The sequence below is a fragment of the Pseudoxanthomonas sp. genome (genome assembly GCF_051953815.1).
Lineage (GTDB): Bacteria > Pseudomonadota > Gammaproteobacteria > Xanthomonadales > Xanthomonadaceae > Pseudoxanthomonas_A.
The window spans coordinates 46,927-68,433 of record NZ_JBQCIJ010000061.1 but is presented as its reverse complement, the minus strand read 5'-3'; the positions used below and the strand labels follow the sequence as shown (position 1 = coordinate 68,433).

Sequence of the window (21,507 nt, the reverse complement as noted above, 5' to 3'; positions counted from 1 at the left end):
AACATCTCCACCGTCTGGGGCGAGTTCTCGCCCGAATTCCGCGCCCAGATCCCCGGCGCGGCGGAGGATCCGCGCTTCTGGGCGAGCGGCATCTCGCTGGTCGCGCATCTGCGCTCGCCGCTGGTCCCCGCGGCGCATATGAACACGCGGCACATCCGCACGACCAAATCCTGGTTCGGCGGCGGCAGCGATCTGACGCCGATGGCTCCGGACGAGGCCGATGCGCGCGACTTTCATGCCGCGCTCAAAGCCGCTTGCGATGCCTACGACCCCGCCTGCCATGCGCGCTTCAAGGCGTGGTGCGACGAGTATTTCTTCCTGAAGCATCGCGACGAGACGCGTGGCATCGGCGGCCTGTTCTTCGACGACCTGCACGGCGATTTCGACGCCGACTTCGGCTACCTGCGCGCGGTCGGCGACGGCTTCCTGGACGCCTGGCTGCCGATCGTCGAACGCCGCCGCGACACCCCGTATGGCGAGCGCGAACGCGAATTCCAGCTGTACCGCCGTGGCCGCTACGTGGAGTTCAACCTGGTCTACGACCGCGGCACCCTGTTCGGCCTGCAGAGCGGGGGCCGCGCCGAGTCGATCCTGATGAGCCTGCCGCCCCGCGTGCGCTGGGAGTACGGCTACCAGCCGGAAAGCGGCAGCGCCGAACAGCGGCTGCAGGATTACCTGCGCCCGCGCGACTGGTTGAACGAACTGGCCTGAGACCCGGCCAGGCGGGGTTCTCCCCAACGCCGCTCGCTCGAAGGCGGCGCCAGCCTCACCCGTGTCGCGCCACCAGGGTGATGTGACCATTGGTTTCCAGCACCGCCAGGTGGATTTCGTCGATGGCGTCGATGCCGGCCTCGCGCATCGCCTTGTCGAAGTCCTCGCGGCTGATCAGCTCGCGCCGCAGGACGTCCTTGTAGACCTTGCCCTCGCGCGCCAGCAGGACCGGCGAACCTTCGACCAGCGCCTCGAACCGGCGGTTGCGCGCCGACGCCAGGCCGACCAGCCAGTTGATCGCCATCAGGGTCGCCGCCAGCAGCAGGCCGCCACCGACCGACGCATCCTCGCCGAGCAGCGCGTTCTGCACCGCGTTGCCCAGCAACACCACCAGCAGCATGTCGAACGAAGTGAACTGCCCCATCGTGCGCTTGCCGGAAACGCGGATCATCACCAGCAAGGCGAAGTAGACGATCACCGCGCGGGCGACGAACCCCCACCACGGCATCGAGAGATTGAAGATCTGGTGCAGGAAGGAATCCATGTCCGCGCTCCGTTCGGGATGGCGACACGTTAGCGCGCCGGCGCGGCATTGAGCCGGCCATCGATACGCGGGCAAATAAAAAGCCCCGAAGACCAGGGGGAGGTCATCGGGGCCAGGGGAACGGGACCTGGGGAGGGGTCGCCGTTCCGGGAGATCGCTCCAGGGGATGGGAGAGATCCGCGACAGACGTTGCATCTGTCGCGAGTTATCTGACCATTTCCCACATGGATGGTTCGTGAAGATTACCGTTAAGAATCCGTGGAATTAAGGTCGCATTCATTTTATTGAACTCATCAGTTCAGAAATTAAATCGCACCCGGTTTCGACATCTTTCCCGCAAGTTTCTGGTTACCAACGGGTTTCCCCGGTTAGACGTCTAAATCGACGTCAGTGCGCCTGATCCCAGTCGTCGCCGACGCCGCTGTCGACCACCAGCGGAACGATGAGTTGCGCCGCCGCCGACATCCGCGCGCCGGCCTCGGCCACCAGCGTGGGCACGAAATCGGCGTCGGCTTCGAACACCAGTTCGTCGTGCACCTGCAGGATCATCAGCGCGCGCTCGCGGTGGTCGGCCAGCCACGCGTCCACCCCGATCATCGCGCGCTTGATGATGTCCGCGGCGGTGCCCTGCATCGGCGCGTTGATCGCCGCGCGCTCGGCGCCTGCACGCTGTCCCTGGGTGCCCTTGTTGATGTACTCCAGGTACAGGCGGCGGCCGAACACGGTTTCCACGTAGCCGTGTTCGCGCGCCTGCTGGCGGGTGCGCTCCATGAAATCGCGCACGCCCGGATAGCGGCTGAAGTACAGCGCGATGTAGTCCTGCGCCTCGCCACGGCCGATGCCCAGCTGGCGCGCGAGTCCGAACGCGCTCATGCCGTACATCAGGCCGAAGTTGATCGCCTTGGCGGCGCGGCGCTCGTTGCCGGTCACGTCCTCCAGCTTGCGGCCGAACACTTCCGCCGCGGTCGCCTTGTGGATGTCGGCGCCGGATTCGAACGCCCGCACCAGGCCCGGGTCCTCGGACAGGTGCGCCATGATCCGCAATTCGATCTGCGAGTAGTCGCAGGCGATCAGCTTGCGGCCCTGTGGCGCCACGAAGGCCTTGCGGATGCGGCGGCCGTCCTCGGTGCGGATGGGAATGTTCTGCAGGTTCGGATCGGTCGAGGAGAGGCGGCCGGTCGCGGCGCCGGCCTGGTGGTAGCTGGTGTGCACGCGGCCGGTGTCCGGATTGACCATCTCCGGCAGCTTGTCGGTGTAGGTGCTGCGCAGCTTGGCCAGTCCGCGGTATTCGAGGATCACGCGCGGCAGTTCATGCTGATCGGCGATCGCTTCCAGCGCCTCTTCGTTGGTGCTGGGCTGGCCGGTCGGGGTTTTCAGCACCGCCGGCAGCTTGAGCTCGTCGAACAGCAGCGCCTGCAGTTGCTTGGGCGAATCCAGGTTGAAACTGCGCCCGGCCAGCTCGGTGGCCTTCTGCTGCGCGGCCAGCATGCGCTTGGACAGATCCGCGCTCTGCCGGCGCAGTTCGTCGCCATCGATGCGCACGCCATTGGCCTCGATCCGGGCCAGCACCGGCACCAGCGGCATCTCGATGTCGCGGTAGACGCCCAGCAGGCCGGATTCGGCGGCCAGTTTCGGCGCCATCACCCGGTGCAGCCGCAGGGTCACGTCGGCATCCTCGGCGGCGTAGCGGGTGGCGTCGTCCAGCGCGACCTGCGAGAACGGAATCTGCTTGGCGCCCTTGCCCGCGACCTGTTCGTATTTGATGGTGTCGTAGCCGAGGAACCGCTTGGCCAGGCTGTCCATGTCATGGCGATTGCTGCCGGAATTGAGCACGAAGCTCTCCAGCATGGTGTCGTCGGCGTAGCCGTTCACCGCCACGCCGTGACGACGCAGCACGTGCAGATCGTATTTGCCGTGCTGGCCGAGTTTGCGCCGGTCGGGGTCGGCGAACAGCGGCGCCAGCTTCGCCAGGGTCGCATCGCGATCCAGCTGCGCGGGTACGCCGGGATAGGTATGTCCCAGTGGCACGTAGGCGGCTTGGCCGGGCTCGACCGCGACACTGAGGCCGACCAGGTTGGCCTGCATCGCGTCGAGGCTGTCGGTCTCGGTGTCGAAGGCGAATTCGGTCGCCGCCGCCAGGCGCGCGATCCAGGCATCCAGCTGCGCCTCGGTCAACACGGCCTCGTACTGGCCGGGCGCGGACAGCGCCGCGTCCACCGGCGCGTCGGCCGGCGCCGGGCCGGATACGAATCCGGTTCCGCGCGCGCGCCCGGGCTCCTTTTCCGCAATCGCGCCGGCGGCTCCCCCTTCCAGCTCCTTCAGCGCCTGGTTGAAGCCGTAGCGCGCGTACAGCTCGCGCAGTTCATCGACATGACGCTCGCGCAGCGCGAGCGTGTCCGCGCCGCCTTCCAGCACGACGTCGGTCTTGATGGTGACCAGTTCGCGGTTCAGCGGCAGCCGCGGCAGCGCGGCGCGCAGGTTCTCGCCGATCTTGCCCTTGATGCCGTCGGCGGCGGCCATGACCGCATCCAGCGTGCCGTACTCGCCCAGCCACTTGGCGGCGGTCTTGGGACCGCATTTCTCCACGCCCGGCACGTTGTCGATCGCATCGCCCATCAGGGCGAGGAAATCGACGATCTGCTCCGGCCGCACGCCGAACTTCTCCATCACCGCCTCGGCCGAGTCCATCCGGCTGCCGCTCATCGTGTTGACCAGCGCCACGCCGGGCCGCACCAGCTGGGCGAAGTCCTTGTCGCTGGTGGAGATGGTCACGTCCATCCCCTGCGCGGCGCCCTGCAATGCCAGCGTGCCGATCACGTCATCGGCTTCCACGCCGTCCACGCAAAGCAGCGGAAAACCCAGCGCCTGCACGATCCGGCGCATCGGTTCGACCTGCGCGCGCAGCTCCTCGGGCATCGGCGGGCGGTTCGCCTTGTACTCCGGGTACAGCGCGTCGCGGAAGGTCGGCCCGCTGGCATCCAGCACGAACGCCACGTAGTCCGGCCTTTCCTTGAGCGTGGCGCGCAGCATGTTGACCACGCCGAACAAGGCGCCGGTCGGCTCGCCGGCGGCGTTGGTCAAGGGCGGCAGGGCGTGGAATGCCCGGAACAGGTAGCTGGATCCGTCGATCAGGACTAGTCGTTTCATGCGGCGATTCTACGCCCCGGCGCGGACATGGCGTCACGACACCTTGGCGGCGATTGGCGCATAATCAAAACCTCGGTCATTCCCCAGGAGTCCGCGATGTCCCGCATGACGTTGGCACCCGTCGCACTCGCCGTGTTGCTGCTGGCGGGTTGCGCATCGATGGGCGGTGCCCAGGACGATCCGGCCGTGGATCTGGCCGACGCCCAGGTCGCGGTCCGCACCGAACCCAATGGCGACGTGATCGAGGAATACCGCGTGGCAGGCCAGCTGCGCATGGTCAAGGTGACCCCCGCACGCGGCCCGGTCTACTACCTGATCGACGAAAACGGCGACGGACGGCTCGACAAGAGCAAGGGCGAGGGCCCGGTGTCGCCGGTGTACTGGAAGATCTACGGCTGGTGAGTCGCGGATCCCGTCGCAGGCCGTAATCACGGGTTCGTGACGGCCCCTTCCGCGAAGGGAGGCATGGCGTCCGCAAGTGCCCCCATCCGCGCTTCGGACACCTTCTCCCGCAAGCTGGGAAGCGATCAACGTTTGCGCGGCCAGTGGCCGCGAGCCTTCCGCCTTGCGGGGACCGGGGAGAGAAGGCCCATCCCTGTCGCCAGGCATCGGAAAGCCCGCGGCCACTGGCCGCGCGTCGTGCGGATCAGCGCACCACCAGCACCGGCACGTGGCTGTGGGTCAGCACTTCGTGGGTCTGGCTGCCGATGAGCAGCCGCCCGAGCCCGCGCCGGCCGTGCGAGGCCATCACGATCAGATCCGCCTTCTGTTCGGCGGCGGCCTCGATGATGCCTTCGGCCGCGTAGCGGTCGCGGATGTGCACCGGCGTGATCGCCAGCCCATGCGCCTGCGCGCGCTGGCCGACGTCCTCGAAGATCCGCTGCGCCGTTTCGTCCTGGGCCTTCTGGTAGTCGGTGGAGAAGCGGTTGGCCGCGCCCCAGCCCAGGGCGTCGTCGAAGCCGGTGACGATGGGTTCGCTGACGGTGACCACCGCCACCTGGGCCTTGAGCTGGCTGGCCAGCACCAATCCCTGCTCCACGCCCTTCATCGCCAGCTCCGACCCGTCGGTCGCAATCAGGATGCGCTGATACATGGGGATACCTCCGTCGTCATGGGGTGGAACCATTACGCGCCGGAATGCCGTGCCCCGCCTTGATCGGGATCAATCCGCCGGCGTCAGACCGCCTGCAGATTGGCGTAGGCCAGCACCAGCCACTTGCTGCCTTCCTCGTCGAAACTGACCTGCACCCGCGCATGCGCGCCGCTGCCTTCGTAATCAGTTACCACACCGCGCCCGAATTTCGCGTGCACGACGTTCTGGCCCAGTTTCAGCGCGGGCGACTCCACCGCCGCGTGGCCGAGATCGCGGCGTGGACCATAGCTGGCGGCCGGACGCGACACCTGCACGCGCGGCCGCACCTCGTTCAGCAGCGGCGCCGGGATCTCGCGCAGGAAGCGCGAGGGAATGCCGTACATGTCCTGTCCATGCAGGCGACGCGCCTCGGCGAAGCTGAGCACCAGCTTCTGCCGGGCGCGGGTGATGCCGACGTAGGCCAGCCGGCGTTCCTCTTCCAGCCGGCCGCTCTCGTCCAGCGACTTGTTGCTGGGGAACAGGCCTTCTTCCAGCCCCGCCAGGAACACCAGCGGGAACTCCAGTCCCTTGGCCGAATGCAGGGTCATCAGCTGCACGCCATCCTCGCCGGCCTGGGCCTGGCCCTCGCCCGCCTCCAGCGCCGCATAGGCGAGGAAGGCGACCAGATCGGACATGCCTTCGGTTTCCTCGTCGTCGACGCGGACGAAACGCGAGGCCACCGAGACCAGTTCGTCCAGATTGTCGGTGCGCGAATCCAGCTGGCCGCGGCTTTCGTTGGCGTAGTGCTCGCGCAGGCCCGAACGCATCAACGCATGATCGATGCGGTCCTGCAGCGGCAGTTCGGCGGTTTCCGCGGCCAGCGCGTCGACCAGGCCCAGAAAGCCGGCCAGGGCGTTGCGCGCGCGCCGCCAGCTCCGTGCCGCCGGCAAGCCGGCGCGCGGCCTGCCACAGCGACAGCGCGTCGGCGCGGGCCAGCCTGCGCACCTCGTCCATGGTGCGATCGCCGATGCCGCGCGCGGGCGTGTTGACCGCGCGCTCGAAGGCCGCGTCGTCGTCGCGGTTGGCCATCAGGCGCAGGTAGGCCAGGGTGTCCTTGATTTCCGCACGCTCGAAGAAACGCATGCCGCCGTAGACCCGGTAGGGCACCTGTTCGGACAGCAGGGTCTCTTCGAAGGCCCGCGACTGGGCGTTGCTGCGGTAGAGAATCGCCGCATCGTTGAGACTGCCGCCATCGCGCACCCACTGTCGGATGCGTTCGACCACGAAGCGCGCCTCGTCGATTTCGTTGTAGGCGGCGTACAGATCGATCGGCTCGCCATCGCCGCTGTCGGTCCACAGCTGCTTGCCGATGCGGCCGGGATTGTGGGCGATCACCGCGTTGGCGGCGTTGAGGATGTTGGCGGTGGAACGGTAGTTCTGCTCCAGCCGGATCGTGCGCGCGCTCGGGAAATCCTTGAGGAAGCGCTGCACGTTCTCGACCTTGGCGCCGCGCCAGCCATAGATGGCCTGGTCGTCGTCGCCGACCACGAACACATGGCCGGTATCGCCGGCCAGCACCCGCACGAACGCGTACTGGATGGCGTTGGTGTCCTGGAATTCGTCGATCAGCAGTTCACGGAAGCGGTGGCGGTAATGCGCCAGCAACGCGGGGTTGTCGCGCAGCAGCTCATGCGCGCGCAGCAACAGTTCGGCGAAATCGACCAGGCCGGCGCGGTCGCAGCGTTCCTGGTACAGCAGATAGGCCCGGCGCAGGGTATCGGCCCAGATGTCCTCGCCCGGCTGCAGGTGTTCGGCGCGCCGGCCCTCGTCCTTCTGGGCGTTGATCCACCAGGCGATCTGGCGCGGCGGGAAACGCGCCTCGTCCAGCTCCAGCTGCTGCACCACCCGCTTGACCAGGCGGATCTGGTCGTCGCTGTCCAGCACCTGGAAGGTTTCCGGCAGTTTCGCCTCCTGCCAGTGCAGGCGCAGCAGGCGGTGGGCCAGGCCATGGAAGGTGCCGATCCACATGCCGCGGCTGCCGTTGCGCAGCTGCAGATCGGCGCGCGCGCGCATCTCGCCGGCGGCCTTGTTGGTGAAGGTCACCGCCAGGATGCCGTGGGTCGGCACGCCTTCAACTTCGTTGAGCCAGGCGATGCGGTGGGTGAGCACGCGGGTCTTGCCGGAGCCGGCGCCGGCCAGGACCAGGTAATGGCCCGGCGGCGCGGAAACGGCCTCGCGCTGCGCCGGGTTCAGATCATCGAGTAGGTGAGAGACATCCACCGCGGCATTTTACAGGACGCCGCGGTGGAAACCCGATGACGCCGCCTCAATGGGCCGCGGCATGCTCGCGCTTGACCGCGCTGCCGCTCATGACCTTGTCGGTGTAGGCGATGCCGATGGCCGACAGGATGAACGCGCCGTGGATGATGGTCTGCCACATCACGCCCACGGAGGTCACGGTGGTGCACTTCACCGCCGCCATCTTGTAACCGGCCTGCAACGCGGTGGCGACCGTGTTGAGCGCGGCCAGGTGGTCCGGCGAGCCGCACAGCGGCAGGCCCAGCTCGCCGGCGCCGATGAAGGTCTTGAGCAGGTGGATGGAGGAGATGCCGATGATCGCCATCGCCAGTTTCACCTTCAGCACGCTGGCGTTGACGTGGCTCAGCCATTCCGGCTGATCCGGATGGTCCTGCAACCGCAGCCGTGACACGAAGGTCTCGTAGCCGCCGACGATCACCATGACCAGCAGGTTGGAGATCATCACCACGTCGATCAGGCCCAGCACGATCAGCATGATGCCCTGCTCGGTCAGCGTGTTGGCGTCATGGATCAGGTGCCACAGTTCCTTCAGGAACAGGAACACGTACACCGCCTGGGCGACGATCAGGCCCAGGTACAGCGGCAGCTGGAGCCAGCGGGAAGCGAAAATCAGGTTGGGCAGGAAACCAAGGCGCGCGGGAGTCGGTTGCGACATGGGGGTCGGATGCGATGCTCGGGGGAAGGGCGCAGGTTACCGGGCCGATCCCCTGCTGCCAACCCGCAGGCGGCGTTACACTCGGCGCTTTCATGCTCCGGGCCCCCAAGATGATCGATCTTTACTACTGGCCGACCCCCAACGGCCACAAGATCACCCTGTTTCTCGAAGAAGCCGGGCTTGCCTACACGATCAAGCCGGTCAACATCGGCGCCGGTGATCAGTTCAAGCCGGATTTCCTCGCCATTTCCCCCAACAACAAGATGCCGGCGATCGTCGATCACGCGCCGGCCGACGGCGGTGCGCCGCAGAGCATTTTCGAGTCCGGCGCGATCCTGTTGTACCTGGCCGAGAAGACCGGCCGGTTCCTGCCGGCGGATCCGCGCGGCCGTGTCGCGGTGCTGGAATGGCTGTTCTGGCAGATGGGCGGGCTGGGTCCGATGACCGGGCAGATGGGCCATTTCAACGTCTACGCGCCCGAGCCGGTTCCGTACGCCATCGAACGCTACGGCCGCGAGGTCGCCCGCCTGCATGGGGTCATGGACAAGCGCCTGGCCCAAAGCGCCTACCTGGCCGGCGATGACTACAGCATCGCCGACATGGCCAGCTATCCGTGGATTCGCGCCTACGACAAGCTGCCGCCGGATTTCGACGCATTTCCGAATCTGAGACGCTGGCATGAAAGCATCGCCTCCCGCCCCGCCACCCAGCGCGCGTATGCGCTGCGCCAGCAGGTGAATCCCAACGCCGGTCAGCCGTTGACCGACGAAGAACGCAAGCACCTGTTCAACCAAGGACCCGTGAAGTCATGAAGAAAGCGCTCGCCCGCCCGTTGACCGGACTTTTCCTGGCCGCCTGTCTGACGGCCACCTGCCAGATTGCCGCCATGCCCGCCGCCCACGCCGAAAAACTCACCCTGGAAGCCCTGGCCGGCGACGCGTCGCTCTCCGGTCCCTCGCTGATGAAGGCCAAGACCTCGCCGGACGGCAAGCGGGTGACTTTCCTGCGCGGCAAACAGGACAACCGTTTCCAGCTGGACCTGTGGGAGTACGACATCGCCAGCGGGCAGACCCGGATGCTGGTGGACTCCAAGGTGGTGCTGCCCGGCACCGAGACCCTGAGCGATGAAGAGAAGGCGCGCCGCGAGCGCCAGCGCATCGCCGCGCTGTCGGGCATCGTCGACTACCAGTTCTCGCCGGACGGCCAGCGCCTGCTGTTCCCGCTGGGCGGCGAACTGTACCTGTACGACCTGGGCAAAAGCGGCGCCGACGCGGTGCGCAAGCTGACCCATGGCGGCGGTTTCGCCACCGACCCCAAGGTCTCGCCCAAGGGCGGCTTCGTCAGCTTCGTGCGCGAGCGCAATCTGTGGGTGATCGATCTGGCCGGCGGCAAGGAAGTCCAGCTGACCCGCGACGGTTCGGACACGATCGGCAACGGCGTGGCCGAGTTCGTCGCCGACGAGGAAATGGATCGCCACACCGGTTACTGGTGGGCGCCGGATGATTCGGCCATCGCCTTCGCCCGCATCGACGAGAGCCCGGTGCCGATCCAGAAACGCTTCGAGGTGTACCCGGATCGCGCCGACATCATCGAGCAGCGCTATCCGGCCGCCGGCGATCCGAACGTGCTGATCCAGCTCGGCGTGATTTCGCCCAAGGGTGGCGCGCCGAAGTGGCTGGATCTCGGCGCGGAGAAGGACATCTACCTGGCGCGGGTGAACTGGCGCGACCCGCGCCATCCCACCTTCCAGCGGCAGTCGCGCGACCAGCGCACGCTGGAACTGATCGAAGCCGATCTGGACAGCGGCAAGCAGCGCACCCTGATCACCGAGACCAGCAAGACCTGGATCCCGCTGCACAACAACCTGCGCTTCCTCAAGGACGGTCGCATCCTGTGGTCGTCGGAGAAGAGCGGTTTCGAGCACCTGTACCTGCTCGACAAGGACGGCAAGCCGCTGGCCCAATTGACTTCCGGCGACTGGACGGTCGAGGACGTGGCGGCGCTGGACGAGGCCAAGGGGCTGGTCTACTTCACCGCCACCGAGGCTTCGCCGCTGGAACGGCACCTGTATTCGGTCAGCCTGGCCGGCGATGCCAAGCCCACCCGCATCACCCGCGCCGAAGGCATGCATGGCGTGGCCTTCAGTGACAACGCCGAGATCTACATCGACAGCTGGTCCAACCCGGTCACGCCGCCGCAGGTGGAACTGCACCGCGCCGATGGCAGCCTGCTGACCGCGCTGGTGAAGAACGATCTGGCCGACCCGCAGCATCCGTACGCGAAATACAAGGATGCGCATCGCCCCATCGAATACGGCACCCTGTCGGCCGAGGATGGCCAGACCCTGCACTACAGCCTGATCAAGCCGACCGGTTTCGATCCGAAGAAGAAATATCCGGTGGTGGTGTATGTCTATGGCGGCCCCGCCGGCCAGACCGTGAGCCGCACCTGGGCGCCGACCTTCGATCAGTACCTGGCGCAGCATGGCTACGTGGTGTTCTCGCTGGACAACCGCGGCACGCCGCGGCGCGGGGCGAAATTCGGCAACGCGCTGTTCCGCAGGCAGGGCACCGTGGAAGTCGTCGACCAGATCAAGGGCGTGGACTTCCTGAAGTCGCAGCCGTGGGTGGATGGTTCGCGCATCGGCGTGTACGGCTGGTCGAACGGCGGCTACATGACCCTGATGCTGCTGGCCAAGGCCTCGAATGCCTACACCTGCGGCGTGGCCGGCGCGCCGGTCACCGACTGGGGCCTGTACGACACCCACTACACCGAGCGCTACATGGATCTGCCGAAGTCGAACGTGGAGGGTTACCGCGAAGGTTCGGTGTTCACCCACGTCGATGGCCTGACCTCGCGGCTGCTGCTGATCCACGGCATGGCCGACGACAACGTGCTGTTCACCAACTCGACCAAGCTGATGAGCGCCCTGCAGCAGCGCGCGGTGCCGTTCGAACTGATGACCTACCCGGGCGCCAAGCATGGCCTGCGCGGCAAGGACAACCTGCACCGGCTGAAGGTCACCGAGGATTTCTTCCAGCGCTGCCTGAAGCCCACGGAGTGATGCCATGAGCCAGTCCCCCGTCCCGCCGCCGAACTGGTGGAACCGCAACTGGAAGTGGTTCGTGCCGGTCCTGGTGGTGACGGGGCTCGCGCTGTTCGCCGCGTTCTTCGCGGCGATCTTCGCGCTCGTGTTCGGCGTGATGAAATCGTCCGAGCCGTACCAGACCGGGCTTTCCCGCGCCCGCGCCGACGCCGCGGTGGTGGCGGCGCTGGGCGAACCGATCACGCCAGGCTATTTCGTCCAGGGCAGCATCGACGGCAGCGCCGCCTCCGGCGAGGCGAGTCTGGCCATCCCGCTCAAGGGCAGCCGCGGCGCGGCCACGCTGTACGTGGAGGCCAGCAAGCAGGCCGGTGAATGGCACTACGAAACGCTGGTGGTGGCCCTGGACGAGGGCGGCCAGCGGATCGACCTGCAGGACGGGGAAGATGCCGCCGGCGAGTTCGGAAACTAGCCCGCGCCGGCGTCCTCGCGCCACCACGGGCTGACGGCCGCATGCGTCGCCGTCCGCGACGGGATCACGCCGCTGGGGTCTGATCCCGTCAGCGCACTGCCCGGCAATGCGACCTCGTCCAGGACGGTCGGCGCCAGCCAGTGATCGACCGCCGAGTCATGGCGATCCGGCACCACCCGAAAGCGGCCGCCGATGCGTTGCATCCGCCCGCCCGCTTCCGCTCACCACCGGCAACCATCCTCCCCGGAAGTCTCGACATCCGCAGCCCAGGCAAACTCCATTCGTTTGCCCGTGCGCGCATTCGTGTAGGCCATCGAGTAGATCTGCACCCCCTGGGTCACCATCTCGTAGCGGCCATTGACCCTGCCATCGAGCATCTCCAGCCAGGTCGTGACGAACTGGTAAGGCCGGCCCGGCACCCTTTCCTCCACGTTCTCGCTCTTCAGCACCAGCGGCAGGCTGTCGCGCGAACCCGCGTAGCGCACCGCGCCTCCGAACCAACCGATCCCGGCGTCTTGATAGAGGCGAAGCTCGAAGCGGATGGGGCGCGCGCCTTCGGAGCTGAAGCAGCGGATCTCGGTGCTGACCGCGCCCTGCGCGGTTCCCACCATGCACAACGCGAGGACCGGAAGGAGTTTTCTCATGGCAATCCTTGGAACAGCGCGACTCGGAATGCCGGCGCGGACATGGCCGAATCGATTGCGGGAGGGCGAGCGTAGCTTCCACGCGACACTGTGGGAATGGGAACCGTCCGAGCTTTCACGGCTTCCCGGCGAAGCGGGGAGTCATCCCTCCAATGGTCGGCACGGAATCCCGAAATCGACGTGGTAGTGCTCGTCGTGACGGACCCAGGCCTGCCCCGGCATGAAACGCACCTGCTTGCGGATGAAGTCGCCACGGCGGGTGCGGTACAGCGCGGGAATCAGCTGCGGGTCGAAGATGACCCGGTTCACCGCGATGCCTTCGCGGCGAGCGGCCACGTGCAGGGCATGAAGATGTTCAGCGATGGCTTCGTAGTCGATGCGATGGCGGCCATGGCGGCCTTCGCGATCGAACTCGATGCCGTAGCCGAACTTGTTGTCGAGCCGGGTCGGCAACGGCACCGAACGACCGGTCTCGTCGAGCACGGGAACCATGAAGTCGATCGCCAGTCCGTTCTGGTGGGTGCGATGCGGGCGGAAGCGTCCACCCTGCGCCCAGCCCGACTCGCCGTAGACGAACACGCGATCGGGCATCGATTTTTCCAGCGTGGCGTAGGCCTGCGTGATCACCCGCACGACGCGCGAATGCGCATGGGTTCGCCCAAGCTGGACGCCCAGATCACTGTAGGGACGGAAATTGGCGCCCGACCGGGGAATCCGCGCCGCGTCTTCCAATCGTCCGTTGGCCGGCGTGCCGAAACAGACGCTGTCGGCGGCGAGACCGTTCGATGCGACGACGAGGATGGCCAGTCCGGCCAACGTCGCCAGCCGTCCTGGCAGGCGCATGCGGGAAACCTAGCGGGCGGGCGGGACGGTCGCCGGCGGCGGCGCCGCGCCCGGCGGCACGTAGATCGCCACGCCGGCGGCGCGTTTCTGGGTGGTCGGGATGCCGATGCCGACGCCACCGCCGCTGTGGCGGCCGTAGCTGCCGGCGCCGACCGACATGCCGACCGGGGAACCGCTGGACCCCACGCCCATCAGGACCACGCCGTTGGCGCCCAGCGCCGCGGCTTCGCGCTTGAGCCGGGCCACCGCGGCATCAGTCTGGCCCTGGGTGCCGAAACCGACCGCGCTGGTGGATTCGAGCTGGGCGATTTCCACCGAGCCCGGCGGCGGCGTGCTGTAGACCTGCACCTGGGACGGGTCGATCGGCGCGCGCGCCGTTCCCAGCATCACCTTGGATGTTCCGGCGCATCCGGTCAGCAGGATGGCCAACCCCAGCATGGCGGCAAGACGGACGGACATGGCACGACTCCCGTGGTTTGCGGCGGATCATCCGCCGCCGGGACTGAATATGGCATATCCGCGCCGGCGCGCCGGGATCGCCGGGCCGCGCGGTATCATGACGGCCTGTTCATGCGTATCCGTACCGAAAGATGAGCGTCGTCCCCGACTTCCGGCCCAGCACCGCACGGCTGGCGGTCGACCATGTCCCCGTCGCCTCGCTGGCCCGCGAGCTGGAGCGGCCGGACACCCTGGCGATCTTCGGTTTCGGCGATACCGCGCCCACCCGCGATCGGATTTCCGATCCGCGCTACCTGCACGTTCCGCTGCAACCGCTCCATGGCACCGCCTGCCTGGAGGTGTGGCGTTCCCCGGCGACCGTGTCCTCCGGCGTGACCGACGACGGCATCACCTGGGCCAGCGATGGCGAACTGCAGTTCGGCGTGCTGGAAATGCTGGAACCCGAAGGCGGCATCCTGCTCGCCGGCGAGCTCGTCTACCGGCGCCTGACCGGTTTCTGGCAGGCCAGCGGCTATCCGCACCTGCTGCGCATCTGGAACTACCTGGACGCGATCATCCTGGGCGACGGCGATCACGAGCGCTATCGCCAGTTCTGCGTGGGCCGCGTGCGCGGGTTGGGGCCCTTCGACACCGGCGCCCTGCCGGCGGCGACCGCCGTGGGCAGCCGCGACGGCCGCCGCGTCCTGCAGGTGTACTGGCTGGGCGCGCGCGTGGCCGGCACGCCGCTGGAGAATCCGCGCCAGGTCAGCGCCTATCGCTATCCGCGCGAATACGGCCCGCAATCGCCGAGCTTCGCCCGCGCGCTGCTGCCGACCTCGGCGCCGGCGCTGCCGCTGTTCCTGTCCGGCACCGCCGCCATCGTCGGCCACGCCTCGCAGCACGCCGATTCGCTGAAGGCCCAGCTGGACGAAACCCTGACCAACCTGGACAGCCTGATCGGCGCGGCGCGCGCGCTGCGCCCGCAGCTGCCCGCCCACCTCGACGCCTCGGCGCGGCTGAAGGTCTACGTGCGCGACGCCGACGACGCCGGGGAAGTCGCCACGCAGCTGGCCGCGCGCCTGGGCAATGACGTGCCCTACCTGATGCTGCTGGGCGACGTGTGCCGGCGCGAACTGCGGGTCGAAATCGAAGGCATGCACGGCCTGGCCGCTTGATCGCCGCCGCGCCGCACCCATACTCGGGACATCGCCGGCCCTTTCCGGCGTGGAGACGACATCGATGGGTCTGATCAGTCTGTTGTGGGGCATCGTCGCGATGATCTGGATGGTGCTGGCGCTGATCCCGCTGCTGGGATGGGGCAACTGGTTCCTGATTCCGTTCGCCGCGATCGGCGCGATCATCGCCGCCATCGGCGTCCTGTTCACCTCCGCCGGCAACCGCGGCCGCGCCAAGACCGGCCTGGTGCTCAACGGCATCGTCATCGTGGTCGCCATCGGCCGCCTGATGCTGGGCGGCGGCATCGTCTGATCCGTCCGTCCGGAACGTAATCGCCATTGATTGAAGCCCCCGGCCGCGCGGCGCAGACTGCGCCGGCCGGGTTTCCCCCCTCCGCTGCATGCCCGGCACCGTCCGCCCTGCGTCCTTGCACCCGGGCCGTCGCGATCCGGTGGGCGCAGGCGTCCCTGTGTCCAGCCATGGAGCGCCTCATGAAGCACTCGCATCCGTCCTGGTGGCTGCTGGCGGGTTTCGCCGCCTGCCTGACCGCCCAGGCCCGTCCCCAGTCCCCGCCGCCTGCCGCGACCCCGCAGCAGGCCGAAGCCACCGCCGCCGACAGCAAGGTCGCCATTGATCCGAAGACCGGCAAGCTGCGTCCGCTGACCCAGGAGGAACGCCGGCAACTGAGCGAACAATCGCGCGGGGCCAGCGCCAAGGCGCGTCGTGCCGAACCGTTGGGCGCGGGCAAGAAGGGCTTCGTGGCCCCGGTCACCGAGGCCGAGGCGCAGGCCGGCCAGCGTCGGCTGCCCGCCGGCGGCGTGGCCCAGCCGGTGCCGGAAAGCAGCATGACCAACCTGATGATCGTCCGCGGCGCGGACGGCCAGCTGCGCATCGGCCACGCCGATGACGCCTCGAAGCTGCAACAGGCGAAGGAGGCCAGCGATGAGTAGGATGATTCCGTTGCGCGCCGCCTTGCTGGCGGCCCTCGCCGGCGCGCTGCCGGCCACCGCGGCCGATCTGGTCCTGGTCAGCGGCGACGCGGGCACCGGCCTGGGCCTGGACGACCCGACGCCGAAGGCGCCGGAAGGACTGAACCCCGGCACCACGCTTGGCGCCCAACGCACCTTCGCCTACCAGTTCGCGATGGATCTGTGGGGTTCGGTACTGCAGAGCGACGTCACCATCTACGTCGGCGCCAGCTTCCAGCCGCTGGCCTGCACGCCCACCAGCGCCACGCTCGGTTCGGCCGGCACCACCTTCGTGTTCTCCGACTTCGCACCCGGCCTGGTGCCCAACACCTGGTACTCCTCGGCGCTGGCGGATTCACTGGCCGGCAGCGACCTCAATCCCGGTTTCATCGACATCAACTCGCGTTTCAACGGCGACATCGGCGTCAATCCCAACTGCCTGACCGGATCGGACTGGTACTACGGCCTCGATGGCAACACGCCCGCCGGCAAGATCAATTTCCTCAACGTGGTGATGCACGAGATCGGCCACGGCCTGGGCTTCCAGGGGTTTACCAATTCGGCTGGCAACTTCCTCAGCGGACGCCAGGACATCTATTCCACCTTCGCCTACGACAACACCCTGGCCATGACCTTCCCGCAGCTCACCGCCGCCCAGCGCGCCAGCGCGTTGCGCAACACCGGGCGACTGGTCTGGACCGGCGGCAACGTCAACGGCCAGGCGGCACTCGTGCTGGACAACCGCAGCGTGCTGAAGGTCACCGCGCCGGCGGTGATCGCCGGCAGCTACGACGTCGGTTTCGCCAACTTCGGACCGGTGCCGACCGCCGCCAACTTCGGCGGTACCGTGGTCGCGGCGCTGGACGGCGGCGGCGTCAGCACCACCGATGGCTGTGAGCCAATCGCCAACGCGGCCGCGGTGGCGGGCAACATCGCGCTGGTGGATCGCGGCAACTGCAACTTCGTGGTCAAGGCGGCAAACGTGCAGGCGGCGGGCGCCACCGCGATGCTGGTGGCCAACAACGCCGCCGGGCAGCCGGCGATGGGCGGCAGCGATCCGGCGATCACCATCCCCAGCCTGGGCGTATCGCAGTCCGACGGCGCGCTGATCCGCGCCAACCTGCCGGCAAGCGTCGGTTTCGGCGTGGATGCCGCGCTGTTGCAGGGCGCCGACAACAGCGGCCGGGTGCGGCTGTACGCGCCGAATCCGTATGAAAGCGGTTCGTCGTTCTCGCACTACGACACCGCGCTGGTCCCGAACGCGCTGATGGAACCGGCGATCACCTCCAGCCTGCGCGGCGAGGTGAACCTGGACCTGACCCCGGCGCTGTTCCAGGACATCGGCTGGCGGCTCAATCCCGGCAACGCGCGCATCGGCAACTGCACGACCAATGTGGACGTGGTCGGCAGTGGCGGGCTGATCCCGGGCGCCAACGTGCAGGCCTGGAGCAACCTGTGCCTGCGCACCAACAGCAGCAAGGGTGCGTACCAGAGCTGCATGGATGCCTACAAGGAGCGGTCGCTGGCGGCCGGAGTGCTGGTCGGCAACCAGGGCGGCAAGGTGATGTCCTGCGCGGCCAAAATCACCAAGTAGAAACAAGCGGATCAGGCGGGTCCGGAACGGCGCCGCGAGGCGCCGTTCCGTTGTCCGCGCCGGCCTGCGCGCATCGGTCGCAGGCCGGTGGGGATCGGGGGGCGTATGATCGCGCCATCCCCAAGGAGCGAGCGATGGCTTATCCCTATACGCGTCCGCGCCGCATGCGCCGCGACGACTTCTCCCGCCGGCTGATGCGCGAGCACGTGCTCACCGCCGACGATCTGATCTACCCGGTCTTCGTCCATGAGCTGAAGGGCCGCGAGGCGGTGCCTTCGATGCCGGGCGTGGATCGCCTGTCGATCGACGAACTGCTGAAGGTCGCCGAGCAGGCCGCCGAGCTGCGCATCCCGGTGCTCGCGCTGTTCCCGGTCACCGCGCCGGAAGCCAAGTCGCTGGACGCCGCGGCGGCCTGGGACGACGACGGCCTGGCCCAGCGCGCGGTGCGCGCGCTCAAGGCGCGCTTCCCCGATCTGGGCGTGATGACCGACGTGGCGCTGGATCCGTTCACCACCCACGGCCAGGACGGCATCATCGACGACAGCGGTTACGTGATGAACGACATCACCGTCGAGGCGCTGGTCAGGCAGGCGCTGTCGCATGCGCGCGCCGGCGTGGACATCGTCGCCCCCAGCGACATGATGGACGGCCGCATCGGTGCGATCCGCGGCGCGCTGGAAGAGGAAGGCCACATCCACACCCGCATCATGGCCTACTCGGCCAAGTACGCCTCCGCCTTCTATGGTCCGTTCCGCGACGCGGTCGGCAGCGCCGGCAATCTCGGCAAGGGCAACAAGTCCACCTACCAGATGGATCCGGCCAACACCAACGAAGCGCTGCACGAAGTGGCGCTGGATCTGGAGGAAGGCGCGGACATGGTGATGGTCAAGCCGGGCATGCCCTACCTGGACGTGGTGCGGCGGGTGAAGGACGAGTTCGGCGTGCCGACCTTCGCCTACCAGGTGAGCGGTGAATACGCGATGCTCAAGGCCGCGTACGCCAATGGCTGGTTGAACGAACGCGCCTGCACGCTGGAAGCGCTGACCGCGTTCAAGCGCGCCGGCGCCGACGGCATCCTCACCTACTTCGCGCTCGACGCCGCGAGATGGTTGCGCGAGGGCTGATGGAAGCGGATTCGGCGGAAGTTCGCCTTTCCTGCTCCTTGTAAAAAGGGGGATTGCGGGGATTTTCTTTTCGCGCCATCCGGGCTTGCTTCCCAACCTTAATAGGACAGGCTCGCCTTGCGTTCACCGGAGAGTGTCTGGATGTTCAAATCCGTATCGGAAAGCGCCGCTGCCGCGGACGGCGGTTCACTCGCGCTCTTCGTGGAACGGATGGACGGACAGACGGAGCTGTTTGTGATCAATCGCTCCCTCGCGTCACGCGGGACGCCCGACTACAACAAGGTCTCTTCGAACCTTCGGTCGCTTGCCGAGGAGGATTGCGGGATGATCGCGATGGCGCTCGAACCGCTGTTGACTACCACGCCATCGATTCATCCGCTGGCGGATTTCATCGATGCGCTGAAACAGCAATCATCCCGTTGATCAGACCTATGGCTCGGCCAGATCAGGCGCTGGTCTCTGCCTTGCTCGATCGATTCATCGCAGTCTTGGGCGGATGTCTGGTTCGGACTGCGCGACCATGCCGGCACCGTGCCGGGCTCCCGTATTTTCCAGAAGGGGTACGCCATCCCGCTCATCCCGGCAGACACCCCGCCTTGCCGCGGCGCACCGGCGCGAGCGTGCGGTAGATATCCAGCTTGCCCGCGGTGGGCGCGCGCGCCGCGCCGCTGACCAGCATTTCACTGGGGCGCGACGGATCCACCACCGGACCCAGGGTGGTGCCTTCGGCGGAGTTGAACGACAGCGACCAGGGCGCGACGCCGGTGTAGGCCGTGCCGTCGCATTCGGCCACGAACAGCTGGATGGGCTGTTCGCCCGCCTGGTCCGAACGCGCGAACACCAGCGCCTTGCCGCCGTCGAGCCACGCCGCGTCGAACTCGTCCACCGCGGTGTTGATGCCCGGCACCGGTGTCGGCTCCACGAAGGCTTTGCCATTCCAGCGCGCGACGAACAGATCATGGCGGCCGGCGCCGCCGAACCCGTTGCTGGCGAACAGCAGCCAGCGGCCGTCGGCGCTGGGCGTGGGCGCCCATTCGTTGCCGGCGCTGTTGACGCCCGGTCCCAGGTTCTCCGGTTCGCCGAAGCCGCCGTCGGCGCGCACCGCCGCGCGATAAAGATCATCGCCTCCGTGCCCGCCCGGCCGGTTGGAGAAGAAGTACAGCCAACGGCCGTCGGCGCTCAGCAGCGGATCGAAATCGTTGGCGTCCGAATTGACGGGCAGCGGTTCGGGCGCGGTCCAGCGTTTGTCCCGCAGGCTGGCCTGCCACAGGTCCCAGCCGCCGGCCCCGCCGGCACGGTCGGTGCTGCCCCAGACGATCCGCTGGCCATCCGGACTCACGCTGCCACGTACCTCGGTGGCCGGCGTGGACACCACGCCCATGCCTTCGATGCCGAATTCGGCCAGCTGCGCAGCCGTGGCGGCTGAGAGTAGACTGCCGATCAGGACGGCAGCCGCCCGTGTTGCTTTCATGGTGTCGCTCCGCGCCGGTTCCCTCACCCACGGGATATATACCAAGTCATGTCCAGCGTTCGTTACGCCGTCTTCGGCCACCCGGTCTCCCACTCGCTTTCGCCCCGCATCCACGCCGCCTTCGCGCGCCAGACCGGGGTCTCGCTCGCCTATACCGCCATCGACGCAGCGCCGCATGAATTCGTCGCCGCGCTGGATCGGTTCGTCGGCGAGGGCGGCAAGGGCGCCAACGTGACCCTGCCGCTGAAGGAGGCGGCATTCGCGATCTGCACCCGCACCAGCGAGCGGGCGCGCCGCGGCGGCGCGGTCAACACGCTGACCTGGAACGACGGCCAGTGGCATGGCGACAACACCGACGGCGTCGGCCTGGTGCGCGATCTGACCGGCCGCAACGGCCTGGATCTGCGCGGCCGGCGCGCGCTGATGCTGGGTGCCGGCGGGGCCGCGCGCGGCGTGGCTCCGGCGCTGCTGGATGCGGGCGTGTCCGAACTGATTGTGGTCAACCGCACCCCCGAGCGCGCCGACGCCCTGATCGACGCGATGGGCGAACCGGATCGCGCGCTGTCGCGCTACTGGCAGGATCTGGGCGACATCGGCGACTTCGGCCTGATCGTCAACGCCACTTCGGCGGCGCGCGAAGGCGGCCAGGAATTCGATCTGCCGTTCACCCTGACCACGCCCCGCACCCTGGCCGTGGATCTGAACTACGGCGAGGCCGCCATCCCGTTCCTGGCCTGGGCCAAGGCCGCCGGCTGCCGCGATGCCGTCGATGGCCTGGGCATGCTGGTGGAACAGGCCGCGGAAGCCTTCGAGGCCTGGCACGGCGCGCGTCCGGACAGCGACATGGTGTACGCCGCGCTGCGCGGCAAGGACGCACTGCTGGTCACCGCCGATTGACTCTCCCGGAGATACCGCATGGACGCACTGCCGATTCAGATGTTGACCGTGGCGGCCTACCACCTGCCCCATCTGCTGGCCTGCGCGGTCGCGCTCGCGTTGCTGTGGATGTGGACGCAACCCTCGCCCGGCCGCGCGCAGGCGCTCTGGGGCGCCGGCCTGCTGCTCGGTTCGGCTCTGCTGCAACTGGCGCTGGGCCTGGTGCAGGCCCTGCACATCCATCGCATGGCCGAAAGCGGCGGCGCGCCGGGCAGCATTTTCGCGATCATCTCGGCCGGCAACCTGCTGCTGGGCGTGATTGCGTCGGTCGGTCTGGTGTTGCTGGCCTGGGGCGCCAGCAAGGCGATGCGCGCGCGCGCCGCATCCTGACCGGGGCGCGCGGCGTTCCC

Annotated in this window: 22 protein-coding genes and 1 pseudogene; 13 read left to right on the top strand and 10 right to left on the bottom strand. The window is 67.8% G+C overall.

Annotated elements, in window-relative coordinates; all coding sequences use genetic code 11:
- The coding region (gene hemF, locus ACTHN1_RS18560) for an oxygen-dependent coproporphyrinogen oxidase (protein WP_440472394.1) at window positions 1-711 on the top strand (711 nt) is incomplete at its 5' end.
- A gap of 55 nt (window positions 712-766) precedes the next feature.
- Here the strand turns inward: hemF and ACTHN1_RS18555 are convergent.
- Window positions 767-1,243: a DUF421 domain-containing protein gene (locus tag ACTHN1_RS18555; RefSeq protein WP_440472399.1), complete on the bottom strand. Its 477-nt coding sequence runs from the start codon at window positions 1,241-1,243 to the stop codon at window positions 767-769.
- Between the two features lie 399 nt (window positions 1,244-1,642).
- A complete protein-coding gene (gene polA / locus ACTHN1_RS18550) occupies window positions 1,643-4,402 on the bottom strand; it encodes a DNA polymerase I (RefSeq protein ID WP_440472393.1) in 2,760 nt (919 codons plus the stop codon).
- Between the two features lie 105 nt (window positions 4,403-4,507).
- Here polA and ACTHN1_RS18545 point away from each other — a divergent pair, with 105 nt between their 5' ends.
- The gene (locus ACTHN1_RS18545; protein WP_440472392.1) at window positions 4,508-4,804 is read left to right on the top strand and encodes a DUF2782 domain-containing protein; all 297 of its coding nucleotides are present in this window, start codon (window positions 4,508-4,510) and stop codon (window positions 4,802-4,804) included.
- Window positions 4,805-5,048: 244 nt separating this feature from the next.
- Here ACTHN1_RS18545 and ACTHN1_RS18540 read toward each other — a convergent pair whose 3' ends face one another.
- The 3 genes and pseudogenes from ACTHN1_RS18540 to ACTHN1_RS18530 all read right to left on the bottom strand — a co-directional run bounded on the left by ACTHN1_RS18540 (window position 5,049) and on the right by ACTHN1_RS18530 (window position 8,448).
- Window positions 5,049-5,495: a universal stress protein gene (locus ACTHN1_RS18540; protein WP_440472391.1), complete on the bottom strand. Its 447-nt coding sequence runs from the start codon at window positions 5,493-5,495 to the stop codon at window positions 5,049-5,051.
- Between the two features lie 83 nt (window positions 5,496-5,578).
- A pseudogene (uvrD, locus tag ACTHN1_RS18535) lies at window positions 5,579-7,754 on the bottom strand (DNA helicase II).
- Window positions 7,755-7,800: 46 nt separating this feature from the next.
- Window positions 7,801-8,448, bottom strand: coding sequence for a TIGR00645 family protein (locus tag ACTHN1_RS18530; protein WP_440472390.1), 648 nt, complete (start codon window positions 8,446-8,448; stop codon window positions 7,801-7,803).
- A 110-nt stretch (window positions 8,449-8,558) separates the two neighbouring features.
- Between ACTHN1_RS18530 and ACTHN1_RS18525 the strand changes: the two genes are divergently transcribed.
- The 3 genes from ACTHN1_RS18525 to ACTHN1_RS18515 all read left to right on the top strand — a co-directional run bounded on the left by ACTHN1_RS18525 (window position 8,559) and on the right by ACTHN1_RS18515 (window position 11,963).
- Window positions 8,559-9,260, top strand: coding sequence for a glutathione binding-like protein (locus ACTHN1_RS18525; protein ID WP_440472398.1), 702 nt, complete (start codon window positions 8,559-8,561; stop codon window positions 9,258-9,260).
- A 74-nt stretch (window positions 9,261-9,334) separates the two neighbouring features.
- Window positions 9,335-11,512, top strand: coding sequence for a DPP IV N-terminal domain-containing protein (locus ACTHN1_RS18520; RefSeq protein WP_440472397.1), 2,178 nt, complete (start codon window positions 9,335-9,337; stop codon window positions 11,510-11,512).
- 4 nt (window positions 11,513-11,516) lie between these two features.
- Complete coding sequence (locus ACTHN1_RS18515; protein ID WP_440472389.1) at window positions 11,517-11,963, top strand: cytochrome c oxidase assembly factor Coa1 family protein; 447 nt, start codon at window positions 11,517-11,519, stop codon at window positions 11,961-11,963.
- On the opposite strand, the gene ACTHN1_RS18510 is transcribed toward ACTHN1_RS18515, so the two are convergent.
- From ACTHN1_RS18510 to ACTHN1_RS18495, 4 genes are all read right to left on the bottom strand, one after another.
- Entirely contained in the window at window positions 11,960-12,166 is a 207-nt protein-coding gene (locus ACTHN1_RS18510; RefSeq protein WP_440472388.1) for a hypothetical protein, read from the bottom strand. The two genes, ACTHN1_RS18515 and ACTHN1_RS18510, sit on opposite strands and share 4 nt — an antisense overlap.
- An 18-nt stretch (window positions 12,167-12,184) precedes the next feature.
- Window positions 12,185-12,607 carry a hypothetical protein gene (locus tag ACTHN1_RS18505; protein WP_440472387.1) on the bottom strand — a complete coding sequence of 141 codons (423 nt, stop codon included), beginning with the start codon at window positions 12,605-12,607 and terminating at the stop codon, window positions 12,185-12,187.
- 141 nt (window positions 12,608-12,748) lie between these two features.
- Complete coding sequence (locus ACTHN1_RS18500; protein ID WP_440472386.1) at window positions 12,749-13,450, bottom strand: penicillin-insensitive murein endopeptidase; 702 nt, start codon at window positions 13,448-13,450, stop codon at window positions 12,749-12,751.
- Window positions 13,451-13,459: 9 nt separating this feature from the next.
- A complete protein-coding gene (locus ACTHN1_RS18495) occupies window positions 13,460-13,909 on the bottom strand; it encodes a hypothetical protein (protein WP_440472385.1) in 450 nt (149 codons plus the stop codon).
- A gap of 131 nt (window positions 13,910-14,040) precedes the next feature.
- Here ACTHN1_RS18495 and ACTHN1_RS18490 point away from each other — a divergent pair, with 131 nt between their 5' ends.
- The 6 genes from ACTHN1_RS18490 (at window position 14,041) to ACTHN1_RS18465 (ending at window position 19,173) form a co-directional block, all read left to right on the top strand.
- Window positions 14,041-15,063: a chorismate transformation enzyme, FkbO/Hyg5 family gene (locus tag ACTHN1_RS18490; protein WP_440472384.1), complete on the top strand. Its 1,023-nt coding sequence runs from the start codon at window positions 14,041-14,043 to the stop codon at window positions 15,061-15,063.
- Between the two features lie 64 nt (window positions 15,064-15,127).
- Window positions 15,128-15,376, top strand: a complete 249-nt coding sequence (locus ACTHN1_RS18485; protein WP_440472383.1) for a hypothetical protein — start codon at window positions 15,128-15,130, stop codon at window positions 15,374-15,376.
- 179 nt (window positions 15,377-15,555) lie between these two features.
- The gene (locus tag ACTHN1_RS18480) at window positions 15,556-16,014 is read left to right on the top strand and encodes a post-PEP-CTERM-1 domain-containing protein (protein WP_440472382.1); all 459 of its coding nucleotides are present in this window, start codon (window positions 15,556-15,558) and stop codon (window positions 16,012-16,014) included.
- On the top strand, window positions 16,007-17,626 hold the full coding sequence (locus ACTHN1_RS18475) for a PA domain-containing protein (protein ID WP_440472381.1): 1,620 nt from the start codon (window positions 16,007-16,009) through the stop codon (window positions 17,624-17,626). The genes ACTHN1_RS18480 and ACTHN1_RS18475 overlap by 8 nt, the downstream gene beginning before the upstream one ends.
- 134 nt (window positions 17,627-17,760) lie before the next feature.
- Complete coding sequence (hemB, locus tag ACTHN1_RS18470) at window positions 17,761-18,750, top strand: porphobilinogen synthase (protein WP_440472380.1); 990 nt, start codon at window positions 17,761-17,763, stop codon at window positions 18,748-18,750.
- A gap of 141 nt (window positions 18,751-18,891) precedes the next feature.
- Entirely contained in the window at window positions 18,892-19,173 is a 282-nt protein-coding gene (locus ACTHN1_RS18465; RefSeq protein WP_440472379.1) for a hypothetical protein, read from the top strand.
- Between the two features lie 151 nt (window positions 19,174-19,324).
- On the opposite strand, the gene ACTHN1_RS18460 is transcribed toward ACTHN1_RS18465, so the two are convergent.
- Entirely contained in the window at window positions 19,325-20,221 is an 897-nt protein-coding gene (locus tag ACTHN1_RS18460; protein ID WP_440472378.1) for a TolB family protein, read from the bottom strand.
- 48 nt (window positions 20,222-20,269) lie between these two features.
- Here ACTHN1_RS18460 and aroE point away from each other — a divergent pair, with 48 nt between their 5' ends.
- Window positions 20,270-21,118: a shikimate dehydrogenase gene (aroE, locus tag ACTHN1_RS18455; RefSeq protein ID WP_440472377.1), complete on the top strand. Its 849-nt coding sequence runs from the start codon at window positions 20,270-20,272 to the stop codon at window positions 21,116-21,118.
- 18 nt (window positions 21,119-21,136) lie between these two features.
- A complete protein-coding gene (locus ACTHN1_RS18450) occupies window positions 21,137-21,487 on the top strand; it encodes a hypothetical protein (RefSeq protein WP_440472376.1) in 351 nt (116 codons plus the stop codon).
- The last annotated feature ends 20 nt before the right edge of the window (window positions 21,488-21,507 follow it).